Source organism: Micromonospora sp. NPDC005203, assembly GCF_042872705.1.
Taxonomy (GTDB): Bacteria; Actinomycetota; Actinomycetes; order Mycobacteriales; family Micromonosporaceae; genus Micromonospora.
Genome location: NZ_JBIAKV010000015.1, coordinates 84,503 through 102,094, shown reverse-complemented (window position 1 = coordinate 102,094; position 17,592 = coordinate 84,503). Strand labels below are relative to the sequence as shown.

Sequence of the window (17,592 nt, the reverse complement as noted above, 5' to 3'; positions counted from 1 at the left end):
AGGAGAGCCCAGTGCGCCTGTCTGACCTGCGCGGACGTACCGTCGCCGTCTGGGGCACCGGCCGGGAGGGCCGGGCCGCTGTGACCGCCATCGCCGCGCACGGCCCGGCCGAGCTGGTCGCCGTCGACGACAGCGCGAACTTCCTGGCGCTGCCCTGGGACGGCCCGCTGGCCGAGGCGGCGCCGCTGGTCACCGGCGAGGCGGGCTTCGAGCGATTGGCCGCCGCCGACGTGGTGGTCCGCTCCCCGGGCGTGCCGCAGACCCACCCGTGGCTCGTCGAGCTGCGCCGACGCGGCGTCCCGGTCACCCAGGGCACCGCGCTGTGGATGGCCGACCACGCCGCGCGCACCGTCGGGGTCACCGGCAGCAAGGGCAAGAGCACCACCTCCAGCCTGATCAGCCACCTGCTCAGCGCGACGAGCCGGCCGAACGTCTTCGGCGGCAACATCGGGGTGCCGACCCTGGACCTGCCGGATGCCGAGCTGTACGTGCTGGAGCTGTCCAGCTATCAGTGCAGCGATCTCACCGACTCGCCCCGCGTGGCGGTCGTCACCGCGCTCTTCCCCGAGCACCTGGACGCGCACGGTGGGGAGCGGGAGTACTACCGGGACAAGCTCAACCTGCTCGCCCACGACCCGCAGACGATCGTCGTCAACGGCACGGACCCACGACTCGCCGCCGAGCTGGGGGACCTGCCGGCCATCCGCGCCGGCCGTCCCGACAGCGTCCACGTCGCCGTCGGCGGTGACGGTACGCCCTGGTTCCACCTCGGCGACCAGCCGCTGTTCCCGCGTGCCGTACTGCCGCTGGTGGGCCGGCACAACGAGGGCAACCTGTGCGTCGCGCTCGCCGTGCTGGCCGCGCTCGGCACGAACGTGGTGACCGAGAAGGATCACCTCGCCGTCGCGGTCGCCGAATTTCAGGGGCTGGCCCACCGGCTCACCGAGATCACCGATTCGTCCGGGTTGACGTTCGTCGACGACACCCTGGCCACCAGCCCGTACGCGGCGATGCACGCCATCGACGCGTACGACGGGCGGCCGTTGACGGTGATCGTCGGGGGCAACGACCGGGGTCTGGACTACACCCCGTTGGCCGAGCACCTGGCCGAACGAGAGCTGACCGTGATCGGGATTCCGGACAGCGGCACCCGCATCGTCGAGGCGCTCGCCGGCCTGCCGAAGGTGCGCACCGAAGTGGTCGACGACCTGGTGGACGCGGTCCGGCTGTCCCGCGAGGTGACCCCGGCCGGCGGGGTGGTGCTGCTGTCGCCGGCCGCCCCCAGCTACGGCCGGTTCCGCAACTTCGAGCACCGTTCCGAGGTCTTCGCGCAGGCGGTCGCCGACACCGCCGGCTGAGCGAGGCTCAGGCGGTGTGCAGGGCGCGCATCGAGCGGATCGCCGAGCGGATCTCCTGCAGGTAGCGACCGGGCGTGAGCGTCTGCTCGGGCAGCACCGCCAGGTCGGCGAGCGTCGGGTCCACCCCCACCGTCTCGATGCCGCATCCGTAGGGCAGGGCCAGGGTGCGCAGCGCGTCGGAGTGCTGGAACGGCACGTAGATCGGCGCGGTGACCATCAGCACCTCGTCGCCCGGGGCGAGCCGGACGTGGCCGGCCCAGAACCGCTGCGTGTCGGCGGTGTGTGCCCGCCGCCGGTCCGGCTCGCTGGACGGGGCGGCCAGCACCCGGATCGGCGGCAGCCCGTCCGGCCGGTAGGTCCGCGACGACCAGGAGTGGTGTGGGTGGCCGGCGTCGACGCCGGCCTGCTCCGCCGGGTCGGCCACCCCGAACACCCGCCGGACGGCGGTGTCCAGCACGTCCACCTCGGTGTCGTCGGCCGGGAGGCCGGCGTCGGCGAGCGTCCGGCGTTCCCACTCCGACAGCGGCCGGAAGCTGCCCAGGACGGCGACCTCGCCACTCACCGGGAGGCCGGCGCGGAGCAGGTGCGCGGCGTACCCGACGCGTCGTACGCAGGCGTGCGCCAGGCCACCGAGCACCACCAGGTGGGCGTACGCCGGCCGGGTCGGCGGCATCGGGTGGATCAACCCGAGCGCGGCAGCCGCTTCCAGGACCAGCGCCGCGGTGGCCGGGTCGAGGTCGGGCTCCCGGGCGTCGGGTCGCTCCCGGCCGCCCCGGAAGTCCCAGTGTCGGGCGGAGAAGTCGTCCAGGAACCGCAGCACCTCGTCGAGGTCACCGGTCGGCCAGTCCCCGCCGAACCGGCGGACCAGGTCGCGGAGCGGGCCGGAGCACACCCAGGCCCGGATCTCCGCCGCGATCCGTTCGGCGTCCGCTCCCCTCGACCGGGCCGCGTCGGCTCTCTGCACCCGCCGGATGCTACCGGCCGGCCCGCTGCGGCGGGCCCGCTGGTTGTGGCTGCTGTCTAGGCTGGCGGGAGCGGCTGATTGGGGGATCTCGATGACCCGTGACGTGGCCCGCCAGCGGTTGCGGGACCAGGGCGGCGGTTCCGGTGGCGGTTTCCTTCGCCTGGTGGCGCACACCGACCCGGTGGCACTTGTCGGCATCACGCTGTCGATCACCCTCAGCATCGCTCTCGACCTCAGCGACGCCGCCTCCGGGGTGGAGTCGCTGCTGGCCGGCCTGATGGGCATCACCATCTCGCTGTTGGTCGACTCACTGGCTCGCGCGGAGCGCCGCTTTCACCTGCGCACCCTGCTGGACGGCCCGCCCTGGCTGGTCCGCACCACCACGGAGCTGGCCGGGGCCATGCGGGCGGCGGCCGAGCAGCACGCCGGCACCCGGGTCGCCGTGGAGGCAGAGCGGCGGTACGAGCAGTTCCGGCTGGAGGCCGAGCAGCTCGCGGACGGTCGGATCATCCGGCGCGGCGACGAGGACGAGGACCTGATCGGCGCGACCCGCACCTGCGTACGCCGACTGGACGCCCTGACCAACGTGATGCCGCGGGTGAGCGGGGAGCTCAGCTGGTGGCGCAGCGAGATCGGCCGGCGCTACTGGGAGGCCAACCTGGAGGCGCTGGAGCGGGGTGTCCAGATCACCAGGGTGTTCGTCTATGCCACGCTGAGCGACGAGCTGTCCGCCCTCGTGCGGCTGCAGCGCGCCGCCGGTGCGCGGGTGGGTCTGCTGCCCCTCGGTGTGGTCAGTCCGCACCTGCACGTCAATTTGGCACTGTGGGACGGGTCGAGCTGTTGGGAGGCCCACATGACCGCGCACGGCGAGATCGGCGAGAACCAGTTCTCGGTCAACCGGTCGGACGTCGCCCGGCTCACCCGCGTGTTCGACCTCTGCGCGAACGCCGCGACCTTCCAGGACTGACGGCCCCACCCCGGGGCGGAGACGGGTGAGCCATGACGGTGAGCGGGGTCCTGCTGGTGACGGCCGTGGTCTGGGCCGTCAGCGTGATCCGCTCGGTCCGGCTCCGGGCGCTGGTCTACAGCCTGCCGTTGCCGATGACGCTCGCCCTGGTCAGCACCGACCACCGGGTGGACGGCGCACAGCTGCTCGGTGTGCTCGGGCTCAACCTCTTCTTCGTCACCGTGGCGGTGACCCATCACCGGTTGCGCTGGCCGATCCTACTCGCCGACGGCGCGGGGATCGCCGTCTACGTGGCGCTCAGCGCCGGGCTGTTGGCCGTCCGTGTGCCGTTCGAGGTGGCCCTCGTCGGCACGCTCGCACTGTGGCTGGCGGCCATGCTGCTGCTGCGCCGTCGTGCCGCCCGCCCGCGCGCCGACACCGACGCCGCCGCGGATCCGGTCGCCGGCGCCGAGGCGCGTTCGGACGGGCTGCCGGTGCTGCTCAAGTTGGTAGTGATCTTCGTCGGGGCGATCCTCACCACGCTGCTCGGCGCGGTGTTGCGCGGCATGGTGGTGACCTTTCCGTACTCGGGGGTGCTGGTCGCCGTCGAGGCCCGTCGTCAGCTGCCGGAGTTCAGCTGGCACTTCGCCCGCAACAGCCTCGGGCTCGTCGGCTTCCTCACCGCGTACCACTACGTGCAGGACATCTCTCCGACCGTGGCACTCGGCGCCGGCTGGGCGGCCTTCGCGGTGGTCGCGGTCGCCCTGCACCTGCCGTCGCGGGCCCGCGCTGCCGCGCAGGCCCGCCCGGCGAGCCGCTCGCCGAGGTCACTGCGGCCGGCGGCCGAGCCACCCACACCTACCGGCCTGCCCTAACCAGTTCGGCGACGCGGGCGAGGGGTTCGGCGTACGCGGGCCAGTCGAGACCGTCCACGCTGAGCGTGGAGCCCAGTTCGAGGTGCCGCCGACCAGCAGCGCGTCCGCGCCCACCACACACCGGATCCGCTCGCCCGAGGCGACCACCCGTCCGACCAGTTCCGCTGGCAGTCGGCCCATGCCCAGTTCGTTGCCACCGTCGCCGATGCCGATCCGGAAGGCCGACCCGGAGGCGTAGAGCCGGTCCAGGGGTGCGGTGTGCGCGCTGATGTCCTCGCCGCGCATGTTGCGGGGCCGACCGTCCACTCCGGGGCCGACGCGCTCACAGGCGATGAGGTGCGTCAGTCGGGCGTACCGGGGGAGCAGGGCGGCGGCCCACTCCTCGTACCCCCGCAGTGGCGCGACGTCCACCGGCAGACCCGGCGTGGCCGTGGCGACGGCCGCCTCGACCACCGGGGCGCACGGCTCGTCGGTGACGAGCCGGCACCGGCCGCCGAGAAGGCGTACCGCGGCGGCGAGCTGGACCGCGCCGAGCGGGCCGTCGGTCTCCGCGGCGGGCGGTTCGGCGCCGGGGATGAAGAACCCGGTGAGCACCGCGGCGTCCGGGGCGGTGGCCGAGGCGAGCGACCGGGCGGCGGCCAGCAGTCCGCCGGCGGCGGGCGCGGCCAACGCCTCGCTGCCCCGGCCCACCTCGCGCGCGGCGACGCGCTCCAGCTCGGCGATCGTCTCTTCGATGTGCACCGTGGGCCTCCTCGGCGCCAGGGGACCGACCCAGGGTAGCCGTGCCCGGCCAGGACGCGGCCTGCCCCGGCCCGGCCGCAGGGCGGCGACGTGACCGATACTGATCAGGGGTTGGGGAAGAGGCGCGCGTGCAGGGCGGCCGGGTCGGTCACCTCGGGCAGGTCGCGGGCGGCGAGCCAGGCCGCGGCGGCGGCCCCGTCTCCGGCGGTACGCAGCGGCGCGTCCGGCCAGTGTCGAGTGATCTCGACCCGGACGGCGGCGGCGAGCGGGGTGTCCGCCGTGAGCAGCCCGCCGCCGAGCACGAGTGGGGTCACGGCCCCGGCGGGGCGGATACGGCTCACGCTCTCGGCCAGGTGTGCGGCGGCTTCGGTGATCAGCGCGGTGGCGACCGGGTCGCCGTGGTGGGCGGCGTCGACGACGAGGGGCGCGAGCTGGGCCAGCTCGATGGGGGGTCGACGGGTCACCGCCTGGATGGTGGCGTCGACGGTGTCCCGGGGGCGGGCGGCGATCTCGGGGCTGCCCAGCAGTTTGGTGAGCACCGTGGTGGCCAGCGCGCCGGGTGCACGGCCGGCGTCGAGGTCGGCGAGCAGCCGGCGTACCGACTCGCGGCCGAGCCAGAAGCCCGAGCCGGTGTCGCCGAGGAGCCAGCCGTGACCGTCGGCGATCCGGTCGAGCCGCAGGTCGTGGACCTGCGCGGTGATCGCGCCGGTGCCGGCGATGAGCACGGTTCCGTCCGCTGCGGCGCTGCCGGAGGCGTAGGCGACCAGGGCGTCGCCGTACACCGCGTACGGGCAGCGTAGGCCGGCGTCGTGCCAGGCGCGGTCGAAGGCGGCCCGGCCGGCGGGGTCGGCGAGCAACCGGCCCGCCCCGGCCAGCCCGATGGTGCCGGCGACCACCCGTGCCGGGTCGAGGTCGGCGAGCGCCTCGCGGAGCGCGGTCAACAGCTCAACGGCGGCCTGTTCGGCGCCGTGACTGGTGGGGTTGCCACCACCGGCGCGGCCGGTGCCGACGCGGTCCCCGGTGAGGGTCAGGGTGGTCGCCCGGGTGGACGTGCCTCCGACATCGAGACCGATCACGAGGGCGTCGGACATCGGCACAGGGCTCCTTGGTCAGTGCGGTGAATCGGGCCTGTTCATGCTGGTCGGCGACGTCTTGCGGGGCAAGTTCCGGCGGCTGCGGCGGGCTGTGCGCCAGGTAACAGTTTGAAAACTTCGCCCACAGTCTTGACACGGAGGGGCGGTTAGTAAGAACTTTTACCACTAACAGTTAACAAGCTTTTCGGAAAGGTGAGGCGACCCATGGTTGATCACGAGGTGGACACCGCCGCGGGGACCGCGGTGGTCGACGCCGACGCGATCGATCGAAGGAGCTCAGCCTCCGACGGGGTGCTGGCCCGCGTCCGCAACGGGCTCGACGAGCTGACCGACGCGCTGCGCCGCGTCGCCGACCACGTGCTGAGCGACCCGGAGGCCGCTGCCCGATCCACGATCGTCGAGCTGGCCGAGCGCAGCGGCACCTCACCGGCGACCATCACCCGCTTCTGCCGGGCAATGGGCTTCGAGGGGTACGCCGACCTGCGGCTGGGCATCGCCTCCGAGACCGGTCGGGCCCGCTCGGCCGGCTGGACCGTCGACATCGGACGCGAGATCCAGCCGAGCGACCCGCTCGCCCGGGTGCTCGACCAGATCATGGCCGCCGACACCCGGGCCATGCACGACACCGCCACCCTGCTCGATCTGAGCGAGGTGGAACGGGCCGCCGTGGCGATCGCCGGGGCCAACCGGGTGAACATCTTCGGCGCCAGCGGCAGCGCGCTCGTCGGCGAGGAGATGCAGTTCAGCCTGCACCGCATCGGTGTGGCCGCGTGGGCGTGGAACGACGTGCACGAGGGACTGGCCAGCGCCGCGTTGCTGCGCGGCGGAGACGTGGCGCTCGGCATCTCGCACACCGGGCAGACCCGGGAGACGATCGAGATGCTCGCCGAGGCGGGCAGCCGCGGCGCCACCACGATCGCGCTCACCGGCTTCCCCCGCTCACCGTTGGCCGAACTGGCCGACATCGTGCTGCTCACCGCCAGCCAGGCCACCACCTTCCGGCCGGACGCCCTCTCCGCCCGGCACCCCCAACTGGTGGTGCTCGACCTGCTCTACATCGCCGTCGCCCAACGCACACACGACCGCGCCCACGCGGCCTTCCGGCGGACCGCGCAGGCCGTCGACGGCCACAAGGCAGCCAAGAGGTTGTCGGGAAACCCGGGGGCGAGCGAGGCGGAGTCCAGCCGGCGATCCGGCAAGGCCGAGATCGGTCTGGATACCGGTGTTGTATCCGGACCGATCTCCAACGCGGCCGGTCGTCGGCTGGGTCCGCCGCAGCCGACGCCAGGTTTCCCGACAACCTCTGAAGGGGTCGTCTCATGATCAGCGCCCAGGGGTACGCGGACGCCGTCCGCCCGGTGCTCGACCGGCTGCTCGAATCGGAGGCCGACGGGATCACCCGGGCAGCCGATCTCATCGCCGACAGCCTGCGCGACGGCGGGGTGCTCCAGGCGTTCGGCGCCGGGCACTCCGAGGCGTTCGCCGCCGAGCTGGTGGCCCGGGCCGGCGGGCTGGTCCCCACCAACCGGCTCTCGGTGCGGGACCTGGTGATGCACGGTGACGCCCCGCGGGACGTGCTCGCCGACCCCAAGCTGGAACGCGATCCCTCCATCGCCCACCAGATCTACGCGCTCGCGGCGCCCCAGCCGCGCGACGTGTTCGTGGTGGCATCCCAATCCGGCATCAACGGCTCGGTGGTTGAGCTGGCGGCGCTGGTCACCGAGCGCGGTCACCCGTTGATCGCGGTCACCTCGGTCGAGCACACGGCACGGGTCGCTCCACGGCATCCGTCCGGTCAGCGGCTCGCCGACCTCGCCGACGTCGTGCTGGACAACGGCGCGCCGTACGGCGATGCACTGCTGCCGCTCGAGGGCGGCGGCGCGGTCTGTGCGGTCTCCTCGGTCACCACGGCGCTGCTGGCGCAGCTGCTGACCGCGGAGGTCGTACGACGGTTCCACCAGGCCGGAGAGGTGCCCCCTATCTACCTCTCCGCCAACGTCCCCGGAGGGGACGAGCACAACATCGCCCTCGAGTCGCGCTACGCCGGGCGTCTCCGGCGTACCGCCTGACCCGAATTCCACAAGGAGAGACGACGATGTCGATTACCCCCGAACACCCGGCCGCGCTAGACCGTCGCACGGTGCTGCGTCGCGCCGCCGCCGTGGGCATGCTCGCCACTCCGGCCATCGGCCTGCTCAGCGCCTGCGCGACGAGCGGCGGCGACAAGGAGAACGAGCAGGTCGCCGGTGGCACCAAGAGCGAGAAGAACCCGCTGGGCGTCAAGGAGGACGCCGCCATCGAGGTGGTCATCTTCAACGGCGGCTACGGCGAGAAGTACGCCACCGACGTGCACGAGCCGCTGTACAAGAAGGCCTTCCCCAAGGCGGAGGTCAAGCACCAGTCCACCCAGGCCGTCTCCACGGTGCTCCAGCCGCGGTTCGCGTCCGGCAACCCGCCGGAGTTCGTGAACAACTCGGGCGAGAAGCTGATCGACTTCGGTTCGCTGGTCGCCGACGGTCAGCTCCAGGACCTCACCGAGCTGTGGGACGCCCCGTCGGTCGACGACCCGGCCAAGAAGGTGCGCGACACCGTGGTGCCGGGCACCGTCGAGGCGGGCTCGTTCAACGGCAAGCCGTACGTGCTGTACTACGTCTCCACCGTCTTCGGCATCTGGTACTCGGCCAAGCTGTTCAAGGACAACGGCTGGGCGCCGGCGAAGACCTGGGAAGACTTCATCAAGCTGCTCACCGCCATCAAGGCCAAGGGCATCACGCCGTACGGCTACGCGGGCGCGAACGCGGCCTACTACCAGTGGAACGTGATCCTCACCCAGGCCGCCAAGATCGGCGGCACGGACGTGCTGAAGAACATCGACAACCTGGAGGATGGCGCCTGGAAGCAGGACGCGATCAAGCAGGCCGCCACGGCGTGGGCCGAGGTCGGGGCGAAGTTCAGCGACAAGAGCTTCGAGGGTCTCAAGCACACCGACGTGCAGCTGCGGCAGAACCAGTACAAGGTCGCCCTGTACCCCAGCGGTGACTGGCTGGAGGGCGAGCAGAAGCAGGACACCCCGGCCGGCTTCGACTACCAGCTCATGCCGGTGCCGAGCCTCACCGCGTCGGACAAGCTGCCGGCCACCGCGCTGCGGGCCACCGCGGGCGAGGGCTACTTCGTCTCGGCGAAGAGCAAGAACCCCAAGGGCGGGTTGGAGTACATGCGCCAGATGCTGTCCAAGGAGGGCGCAAAGGGCTTCACCGAGACGGTCAAGGCCCCGACCGTGGTCACCGCCGGTTCGGAGGGCTTCGCCTTCCCGCCCGGTGTGGCCAGCTCGCAGGCCGCGCTCAAGGCGGCCGGCCAGGACGTGTTCAACCTGTACTTCGACGGCTGGTACAAGGAGCTCGACACGGAGGCGCGCAGCGCCACCAACGAGCTGATGTTCGGCCGGATCAACGCGGACGCCTTCGTGGAGCGGATCCAGAAGCGCGCCGACGCGATCAAGAAGGACAGCTCCGTCGCCAAGTTCAAGCGCTGATCGATCGGAGCTAGGGTCATGCGGCACGGCAAGTATCCATTCGTGATCGGGTTTCTGTTCGCCCCGGTCGCGCTGTACGTGACATTCGTGATCTGGCCGTACGCGCAGGCGTTCCAGATCTCGATGACCAACTGGCGGGGCCTGTCCGCCCCGCAGTGGGTGGGCTTCGACAACTACCGGAGGCTGCTCGACGACGGGGCCTTCTGGAAGGCGGTCCAGCACCACGGCGTACTGCTGCTTGCCCTGCCGCTGATCACCATTGCCATCGCGCTGTTCTTCTCCTTCCTGCTCAACGTGGGCGGCAAGAGCAGCGGCGGTCAACGCCAGGGGGTCTGGGGGGCGAAGTTCTACCGGGTGGTGTTCTTCTTCCCCCAGGTCCTGGCGGTGGCCATCATCGCGGTGCTGTTCCAGATGGTCTACCGGCCGAACGAGTCCGGCCTGATCAACGGTGTGCTGATGAAGATCGGCCTGGAGCCGATCCTCTTCCTCATCCAGCCGAACCTGGCGCTCTGGTCGATCATCGGGGTGCTGGTCTGGCAGGCCGTCGGCTTCTACGTGGTGCTCTTCTCGGCGGGGATGGCCTCCATCCCGGGCGAGATCTACGAGGCCGCCGAGATGGACGGGGCGAGCAAGGTGGCCCTGTTCTTCCGGGTCACCCTGCCGCTGCTCTGGGACACGCTCCAGGTGGCCTGGGTCTACCTGGGCATCGCGGCGTTCGACTGCTTCGCCATCGTCGCGGTGCTCTCGGTGGACGGTGGTGGCCCGGACGGCGCCACCACCGTGCTGGCCGTGGAGATCTACCGCAACGCATTCGTCTACTCGAAGTACGGCTACGCCTCGGCGATGGGTGTGGCGCTGTTCTTCCTCACCCTCACGTTCGCGGCGCTGACGCTGCGGCTCACCAAGCGGGAAAGCGTGGAGTACTGATGAATCCGCAGTCGACGCTGCCGCCGACGCCGGCGGCGCTACCGCCGAAGACCGGTGACCCCTCCGCCACCGCTGGGCCAGGACAAAAGGGTCCCCGCGGGGAGGCACGGCTCTTCGCCAAGCTGGGGCACGTCGCGCTCGCCGTGTGGGCGGTGATCGTGATTGTCCCGATCCTGTGGACCTTCCTGGCCGCGTTCAAGAACACCAGCGAGATCTTCAGCAGCCCGTGGACGCTCCCGGCCGAGCTGCGCTGGGAGAACTTCGGGCGGGCCTGGACCAAGGCGAACGTCGGCCGGTACTTCCTGAACAGCGTCATCGTGGTCTCGTGCAGCACGTTCCTCACCATGCTGCTCGGCTCGATGGCCGCGTACGTGCTGGCCCGGTACAAGTTCTGGGGCAACCGGGCGATCTACTACCTGTTCGTCTCGGGGCTGGCCTTCCCGGTCTTCCTGGCCCTGGTGCCGCTCTTCTTCGTGGTGAAGAACCTGGGCCTGCTGGACACCCACACCGGCGTGGTGCTGGTCTATACGGCCTATTCGTTGCCGTTCACCGTGTTCTTCCTGGCCGCGTTCTTCAAGACGCTGCCGTCGTCGGTGGCCGAGGCCGGGATGATCGACGGCTGTTCACACACCCGGCTGTTCTTCCAGGTGATGATGCCGATGGCGAAGCCGGGCCTGATCAGTGTGGCGATCTTCAACATTATCGGCCAGTGGGCGCAGTACCAGCTTCCGCTGGTGCTGCTCTCCAACGCCAAGGACAAGTGGGTGCTCACCCAGGGCATCGCCGACATCTCGGTGAACGCCGGCTACGAGGCGGACTGGTCCGGGCTGTTCGCCGCGCTGACCATCGCCATCCTTCCGATGATCATCGTGTACGGGGTCTTCCAACGCCAGATCCAGGCCGGCCTCACGGCAGGCGCCGTCAAGTAACCGGTCACCTCGGGCGCTCGTCGGCCGGACTGTGCCAGGAGTGCCAGAGGGCCGCGTACGCCCCGTCGGCAGCCACGAGGTCCTCGTGGCTGCCGATCTCGGTGATCCGGCCGTCGGCAAGCACGGCGACCCGGTCGGCGTCGTGCGCGGTGTTGAGCCGGTGCGCGATCGCGATGACGGTCCGCCCGACCAGCACGGCGGCCAGCGCCCGTTCGGTGCGGCGGGCGGTGCTCGGGTCGAGCGCGGCGGTCGCCTCGTCGAGGATCAGCGTGTGCGGGTCGGCGAGCACCAGCCGGGCCAGCGCGAGCTGCTGTGCCTCGGCCGCGCCGAGCTGCCGGGCACCGTCGCCGAGCTGGGTGTCCAGCCCGTCGGGCAGCTCGGCACACCAGTCCGCGCCGACTGTGCCAAGCGCGGCGCGCATCTGCTCGTCCGACGCGTCCGGCCCGGCGAAGGCGAGGTTGTCGCGCACCGAGCCGATGAACACGTGGTGCTCCTGGGTGACCAGGGCGATGCGGCGTCGACGTTCGGCGGGGTCGAGGTCGGTAACCGGGCAACCACCGATGCTGACCACGCCGTCGCGGGGCGCGTCGATCCCGGCCAGCAGTCGGGCCAGGGTGGACTTGCCAGCGCCCGACGGACCGACGACGGCCAGCCGCTCACCCGGCTGCACCTCCAGGTCGATGCCGTGCAGCACGTCCGGGCCGCCGGAGTAGGAGAACCGCGCCCCCCGGACGACGACCCGTTCGCCCCGGGACGTGGCCGCCCGACCGGGTGGCTCCGGCGGGACCAGGCCGACGCCGAGCACCCGGGCGTACGACGCGAAACCACGCTGCGCCTGCTCGGTCCACTGCAACAGCCGGTCCATCGGGTCGATCGCCTGTTGCAGGTAGAGCGCGGCGGCGACCACCGCGCCGAGGGTGACCTGGTCCCGGGAGAGCAGGTAGCCGCCGACGAGCAGGACCAGGGCGATCGGCAGCGGATAGCTGGCCTCGACGACGGAGAAGAACACCGTACGCAGCCTCAGGGTCGCCCGTCGGGCCTGCCACAACCGGGTGATCCGGTCGGTGCCGTGCCGGATCCGGTCGTCGGTCAGCCGCAGCGCCTCCACCGTGCGGGCGCCCGCGGCGGTGGTGGTCAGCGTCTCGGTCAACTCCGCCGCCGCCGCGCCCTCGGTGAGGTAGGCGGGACTGGCCCGGCGCAGGTACCAGCGGGTGGCCGCCACGATCGACGGGAGCCCGGCCAGTGCCGCCAGGCCGAGCAGCGGATGCAACAGGAAGATCGCCCCGAACAGCAGGGTCAACTGCACCGAGGAGATGACGATCGTGGGCACCACGTTCCGCACCGTGGTCCCGACCGTCGACACGTCGACCGAGCTGCGGGTGGCCAGGTCGCCCGAGCCGGCGCGCTCGACGACCGAGACCGGCAGGCCGAGGGTCCGGGAGACGAACTCCTCCCGCAACTCGGCGACGGCCCGTTCACCGAAGCGGTGGCCGGCGTACTGGGCGTAGCGGGACAGCAGCGCGCTGACCAGGACGCAGCCGGCGATGGCAAGCGCCAGCCGGTCCACTGTCGCCACTCCGGCGCCCGCGGTGACCCGGTCGACGATGGTGCCCAGCAGCCACGGCGGGGCGAGCCCGGCGACCGCGGCAGCGGCGTGCAGCGCCAGCACGACACCTACCGCGCGGCGATGCCGGCTGATCATCTCGCGCAGGGCACGACGAACGGTGCTCCGGTCGGCCACCGGCAGCCGGCTCACCGGTAGACCTCCTCGGTGTCGGTTGGCCTGTCGAGATCCGCGCTGCCCCGGGACACCAGACGCCGGTAGTCGGCGTCGGAGTCGAGCAAATCGGCGTGGCTGCCGGCGGCGGCGATCCGGCCGGCGCTCAGGAACGCGACCAGGTCGGCCCGGCCGAGCAGCAGCGGCGAGGTGGCGATCACCACCGTCGTCCGCCCGGCCCGGGCGGTCCGCAGCCGCTCGGCGATCCGCGCCTCGGTGTGCGCGTCCACCGCCGACGTCGGGTCGACGAGGATCAGCACCTCCGCTTCGGCGAGGAGCGCCCGGGCCAGGCGGACCCGTTGGCGCTGACCGCCGGAGAGGGTCCGGGCCCGGGCGTCCAGCGGGGTGTCCAGCCCGCCGGGCAGGGCGTCGACGATGTCGTCCGCCGAGGCAATCCGCAGGGCCGCCCGGATCCGGTTATCGTCGCCCCCACGGCACAGCACGTCCCGCAGTGCACCGGCGAACAGGTACGAGTCGTGGTCGGCGACCAGGATCCGGGAGCGGACCTCGTCCAGGGCGACCCCGGCCAACGGCACGTCACCCCAGGTGGTGTCGCTGACGGCGTACCGGCCGAGCCGGTCGGCCAGCGCCACGGCCGCCGCCGGGTCGTCGGCGGCCACCCCGGTCAGCCGGCCGGCGGGCACGGTCAGGCCGGTCTCCGGGTCGTGCAGGTCGGCGGGGCCGACCGGTGCGGCCAGGGCACCCGGCCGGCGTGCGTCGGGCACCGAGCCCGACCACCGACGACCCGGGCCGCCGATGTCGTCCGGGGTCACGGTGAGCAGGTCGGCGATCCGTCGGGCGGCGACCCGTCCCCGGATCAGCTCGTGGCTGCCCTCCAGCAGGAACCAGACCGGCACGATCAGGGTCGCCACGTAGCCGTAGACGGCGACCAGCTCGCCGATCGTGACGGCACCCGTCACCGCCATCCGCGCGGTCAGCCACACCACCGCGGCAAGGAACAACCCGGGAATGGCGACGGTCGCCGCGTCGATCCAGCTGTTCACCGCGCCGACGCGGTAGCCCTCGGCGCGCAGGTCCTGGGACCTGACCGCGTACCGCCTGGCGAACAGGTCCCGGCCACCCACGCCGGCGAGCACCCGCAGCCCCGCCACGATGTCCCCGGAGCGGGCGGTGAGCGCACCCTGCTGCCGGCGGTAGACCGACTCGGCCCGTTCCAGGCGGCGCAGCAGCGGCCCGACGACCAGACCGACCGCCGGCACGCCCAGCAGCACGCAGAGCGCCAGCAGCGGGGAGATCGACCAGAGGACCACGGCGATGATGCCGTACGCGACGACCGCGCCGACGCCCGGCCCGGTCAGCGTCAGCACCTGCGCCGTCCAGTCGATGTCGGAGCCGCCGACGGTGGACACCTCGCCCGCGCCGAACCGGCGCGGCAGCACCGCGCCGATCCGGGACAGGTGACGCAGCAGCACCTCTGCCGAGCGCGCCTTGGCGTCCTCCCGGATGAAGGTCATCGTGCGGTGCCGCATGATGCCGAGGTAGGACAGGGCCACCCCCGCGACGACGATCGCCGCGACCCAGAACACCAGGGCGTGCGTGTCTCCCGGGCGCAGCCCGTCGTCGACGGCGCGGTAGATCAGGTAGGGCCGGGCGGAGAGCCCGACCATCCAGGCCGTGCCGATCAGGCTGCCGCGCAGCACCCGCCAGGGTTGGCACCGGACCAGCCACCACAGGTATCGCATCGGTCCCCGGGTGTCGGGGGTGCCAGGATCGGAATGGGGGATCTGCGGGGGCACTCGACCACGCTACCGAGCGCCTCCGACGCCCGACCGGCCCGACACCGGTGAGGTGCGCCTCCGGTTTTGTCGCAAGGGAGAGGCAGAATCACGTTCGTGCTGGTGGCGGTGGTGTCTGACGAGCGAGGTGGGGGAGTGCTGTGCCCGCTGGGTGCCGGCGGTCAGCCCGCCGGCCCGCCCGAGGTCGTCGTCGACCTGGTCGCCGCGGTCGCCGCCCGCGAGGCCGCCGAGCATCCGCGTTGGGTCTGGTCCACCGCCACCTCCGTCTACCCGCCGCTGCTGCGTGCCGGCGTCCGGGTCGACAGGTGTCACGACGTGGAGCTGACCGAGGCGTTGCTGCTCGGGCAGGCCGGCCGCTGGGGTGAGCCGCGCTCGCTCGCGGCGGCCTGGGCCCGGCTGACCGGCGCGTCGGTGCCACCCGACCCACCGCCGCGCGCCGCCGCGCCCCCCGGGCACGGCCAGGGCGCGCTCTTCGACACACTGCCCGGCCCTTCGGGGCCGGGCATCGACGCGCTGATCCGGGTGTACGCCGACCAGCTCGCCCGCACCGCCGCGACCGAGCACCCGGGCCGGTTCCGGTTGCTGGTGGCCGCCGAGTCGGCAGGCGCGCTGATCGCGGCGGAGATGGGTGCCGCCGGGCTGCCCTGGCGCGCCGACGTGCACAACGAGATCCTGCACGAGTTGCTCGGCGAGGCGTCCCCGGTCGGTGGTCCGCCACGCCGACTCGCCGAGCTGGCCGCCCGGATCGCCGACGCGCTCGGCGTACGCGGCCTGCACACCGACTCCCCGACGGAGCTGCTGAAGGCGTTCGCCCGCGTCGGGGTGGAGCTGCCCAACACCCGGGCCTGGGTGCTGCGCGGGGTTGACCATCCGGCGGTGCCGCTGGTCCTGGAATACAAGGAGCTCTACCGGATCTGGACGGCGCACGGCTGGGCCTGGCTCGATCAGTGGGTGCGGGGCGGCCGGTTCCAACCGGAGTACGTGCCGGCCGGTGTCGTCTCCGGCCGGTGGGCGACCCGGGGTGGTGGCGCGTTGCAGATCCCCAAGGTGATCCGTCGGGCGGTGGTGGCCGATCCGGGCTGGCGGTTGGTGGTCGCCGACGCCGGTCAGTTGGAGCCGCGGGTGCTGGCGGCGGTGTCCGGCGACGCGCGGCTGGCGGCGGCGGGTGGGGCCGGTGACCTCTATGCCGCGCTGGCGCGCGACTCGTTCGGCGGCGACCGGGCCAAGGCCAAGGTGGCCCTGCTCGGCGCCATGTACGGGCAGACCGGCGGTGCGGCGGTGCCCGCGTTGGCGGTGCTGAAGCGCAGCTACCCGACGGCGTTCGCCTTCGTGGAGGCGGCGGCGCGTACCGGTGAGGCGGGTGGTCTGGTGCGGTCCTGGCTGGGGCGGACGTGTCCGCCCGGTGCGGTGGGGTTCGGTGACCCCGACGACCTGCCCTCCGACCCGGACGCGGCGGCCGATCCGCAGGGTCCCCGGGCGCGGGCCGCGCGATCCCGGGGCCGTTTCACGCGCAACTTCGTCATCCAGGCGACCGCTGCCGAGTGGGCTTCCACCCTGCTGGCCACGTTGCGTACCGAGTTGGTCGGCACCGACGCGGAGCTGGTCTTCTTCCAGCACGACGAGGTGGTCGTGCATGCGCCCGCCGCGCAGGCGGATGCGGTCGCCGAGGCCGTCAACCGGTGTGGCGAGCAGGCCTCCGCACTGCTCTTCGGTGCGACGCCGGTCCGCTTTCCGCTTGATCTGTCCATCGTGGACTGTTACGCCGACGCGACCTGACCGACCGCGGGGGCGCGGGCCGGCGGATGTCCGCCCGGGTGCCCGGCGGTGGGGCGGGTCGACGGTCCCGCGGTCTCCCGAGGTGGCTTGACCGCCGCTCGACGCTCGGCTTCGCCGTCGCGGCGGACCACGTCGGGGCTGTTGGCAGAGATGCCGGGCGTGTAACGGTTGTGCTATTTCTCCTTTTCGCCCCGCTACTCTCGGCCCGCCGTCCTCGTTGCAGTGTCCGTAGGAGGGGGCGGATCGGTCACGGTCGCTCCCATGCTTGAGGGGGCGCAGCTGAACGGGATCGCAGGAATGATCATCGCCGCGGGCGGGGGACGACGTATCGGTGGTCCCGAGGCGCTGCTGCACCACGGCGAGAAGCCGCTGGTCAATCAGATGATCGACACGATGACCGAGGCGGGCTGCGAGCAGATCGTGGTCGTGCTGGGTGCCGCCGCCGAGCAGGTCCGGGAAACCGCCGACCTGGGCCGGGCCACCGTCGTGATCAACAAGGCGTGGGGCACCGGGGTCGGCTCGTCCATCCGGGCCGGTTTGGCCGCCATCGGTGACGAGGGGATCGAGGCGGTGGTGGTGGTCCCGGTCGACATGCCGGGCCTGACCGCCGTCGCGGTCCGACGGGTTGCCGCGCTGCCGTACCCGGACGTGCTGGTCTGCGCCACCTACGACGGCCTGCGCGGTTACCCGATGCTCTTCGGTCGCCGGCACTGGCCCGGCATCGCGACCCTCGCCAGCGCGGACGTGGGTGCCCGACCGTACCTGCTGGCGCACAAGGACCAGATCGTCGACATCGCCTGCGACGCGGTCGCGGACGGCAGCCGGGTCGACACCCCCGAGATGATGGCGCTCTACGGCCTGACCGTTCCGCCCCAGCGCGTCGGGGTCTGAGGTGGACTGAGTATCCGTACGGATG

General features: G+C 72.2%; 14 protein-coding genes and 1 pseudogene. 10 read left to right on the top strand and 5 right to left on the bottom strand.

Going from position 1 to position 17,592, the window contains the following annotated elements; genetic code table 11:
* Positions 1–11: 11 nt before the first annotated feature.
* On the top strand, positions 12–1,358 hold the full coding sequence (gene murD / locus ACFYPM_RS27040) for a UDP-N-acetylmuramoyl-L-alanine--D-glutamate ligase (protein WP_387202485.1): 1,347 nt from the start codon (positions 12–14) through the stop codon (positions 1,356–1,358).
* 7 nt (positions 1,359–1,365) lie between these two features.
* Here the strand turns inward: murD and ACFYPM_RS27035 are convergent, their stop codons facing one another.
* The gene (locus ACFYPM_RS27035; RefSeq protein WP_387202482.1) at positions 1,366–2,322 is read right to left on the bottom strand and encodes a hypothetical protein; all 957 of its coding nucleotides are present in this window, start codon (positions 2,320–2,322) and stop codon (positions 1,366–1,368) included.
* Between the two features lie 91 nt (positions 2,323–2,413).
* Between ACFYPM_RS27035 and ACFYPM_RS27030 the strand changes: the two genes are divergently transcribed.
* Both ACFYPM_RS27030 and ACFYPM_RS27025 read left to right on the top strand, forming a co-directional pair.
* Positions 2,414–3,289: a hypothetical protein gene (locus ACFYPM_RS27030; protein WP_387202479.1), complete on the top strand. Its 876-nt coding sequence runs from the start codon at positions 2,414–2,416 to the stop codon at positions 3,287–3,289.
* A gap of 32 nt (positions 3,290–3,321) precedes the next feature.
* Positions 3,322–4,143, top strand: a complete 822-nt coding sequence (locus ACFYPM_RS27025) for a hypothetical protein (protein ID WP_387202476.1) — start codon at positions 3,322–3,324, stop codon at positions 4,141–4,143.
* Here the strand turns inward: ACFYPM_RS27025 and ACFYPM_RS27020 are convergent.
* Complete coding sequence (locus tag ACFYPM_RS27020) at positions 4,096–4,884, bottom strand: glutamate cyclase domain-containing protein (RefSeq protein WP_387202473.1); 789 nt, start codon at positions 4,882–4,884, stop codon at positions 4,096–4,098. The two genes, ACFYPM_RS27025 and ACFYPM_RS27020, sit on opposite strands and share 48 nt — an antisense overlap.
* 104 nt (positions 4,885–4,988) lie before the next feature.
* Positions 4,989–5,975 carry an N-acetylglucosamine kinase gene (locus tag ACFYPM_RS27015; RefSeq protein ID WP_387202469.1) on the bottom strand — a complete coding sequence of 329 codons (987 nt, stop codon included), beginning with the start codon at positions 5,973–5,975 and terminating at the stop codon, positions 4,989–4,991.
* A 207-nt stretch (positions 5,976–6,182) separates the two neighbouring features.
* Between ACFYPM_RS27015 and ACFYPM_RS27010 the strand changes: the two are divergent.
* The 5 genes and pseudogenes from ACFYPM_RS27010 to ACFYPM_RS26990 form a co-directional block, all read left to right on the top strand.
* Positions 6,183–7,121 (top strand): annotated as a pseudogene (locus ACFYPM_RS27010) (MurR/RpiR family transcriptional regulator); the annotation flags it as partial.
* Positions 7,122–7,297: 176 nt separating this feature from the next.
* A complete protein-coding gene (locus tag ACFYPM_RS27005; protein WP_387202466.1) occupies positions 7,298–8,047 on the top strand; it encodes a sugar isomerase domain-containing protein in 750 nt (249 codons plus the stop codon).
* 26 nt (positions 8,048–8,073) lie between these two features.
* On the top strand, positions 8,074–9,510 hold the full coding sequence (gene ngcE / locus ACFYPM_RS27000) for an N-acetylglucosamine/diacetylchitobiose ABC transporter substrate-binding protein (RefSeq protein WP_387202463.1): 1,437 nt from the start codon (positions 8,074–8,076) through the stop codon (positions 9,508–9,510).
* Positions 9,511–9,528: 18 nt separating this feature from the next.
* Positions 9,529–10,437, top strand: a complete 909-nt coding sequence (locus tag ACFYPM_RS26995; RefSeq protein WP_387202460.1) for a carbohydrate ABC transporter permease — start codon at positions 9,529–9,531, stop codon at positions 10,435–10,437.
* Positions 10,437–11,366, top strand: coding sequence for a carbohydrate ABC transporter permease (locus ACFYPM_RS26990; protein ID WP_387202457.1), 930 nt, complete (start codon positions 10,437–10,439; stop codon positions 11,364–11,366). The genes ACFYPM_RS26995 and ACFYPM_RS26990 overlap by 1 nt, the downstream gene beginning before the upstream one ends.
* Positions 11,367–11,370: 4 nt before the next feature.
* Here the strand turns inward: ACFYPM_RS26990 and ACFYPM_RS26985 are convergent, their stop codons facing one another.
* Both ACFYPM_RS26985 and ACFYPM_RS26980 read right to left on the bottom strand, forming a co-directional pair.
* Positions 11,371–13,068 (bottom strand): ABC transporter ATP-binding protein, encoded by a 1,698-nt coding sequence (locus ACFYPM_RS26985; RefSeq protein ID WP_387202616.1) that lies wholly within the window; start codon positions 13,066–13,068, stop codon positions 11,371–11,373.
* A 50-nt stretch (positions 13,069–13,118) separates the two neighbouring features.
* The gene (locus ACFYPM_RS26980; RefSeq protein ID WP_387202454.1) at positions 13,119–14,846 is read right to left on the bottom strand and encodes an ABC transporter ATP-binding protein; all 1,728 of its coding nucleotides are present in this window, start codon (positions 14,844–14,846) and stop codon (positions 13,119–13,121) included.
* 120 nt (positions 14,847–14,966) lie between these two features.
* Between ACFYPM_RS26980 and ACFYPM_RS26975 the strand changes: the two genes are divergently transcribed.
* Positions 14,967–16,676 (top strand): bifunctional 3'-5' exonuclease/DNA polymerase, encoded by a 1,710-nt coding sequence (locus tag ACFYPM_RS26975; protein ID WP_387202451.1) that lies wholly within the window; start codon positions 14,967–14,969, stop codon positions 16,674–16,676.
* Between the two features lie 297 nt (positions 16,677–16,973).
* Positions 16,974–17,567: an NTP transferase domain-containing protein gene (locus ACFYPM_RS26970; RefSeq protein ID WP_387202613.1), complete on the top strand. Its 594-nt coding sequence runs from the start codon at positions 16,974–16,976 to the stop codon at positions 17,565–17,567.
* The last annotated feature ends 25 nt before the right edge of the window (positions 17,568–17,592 follow it).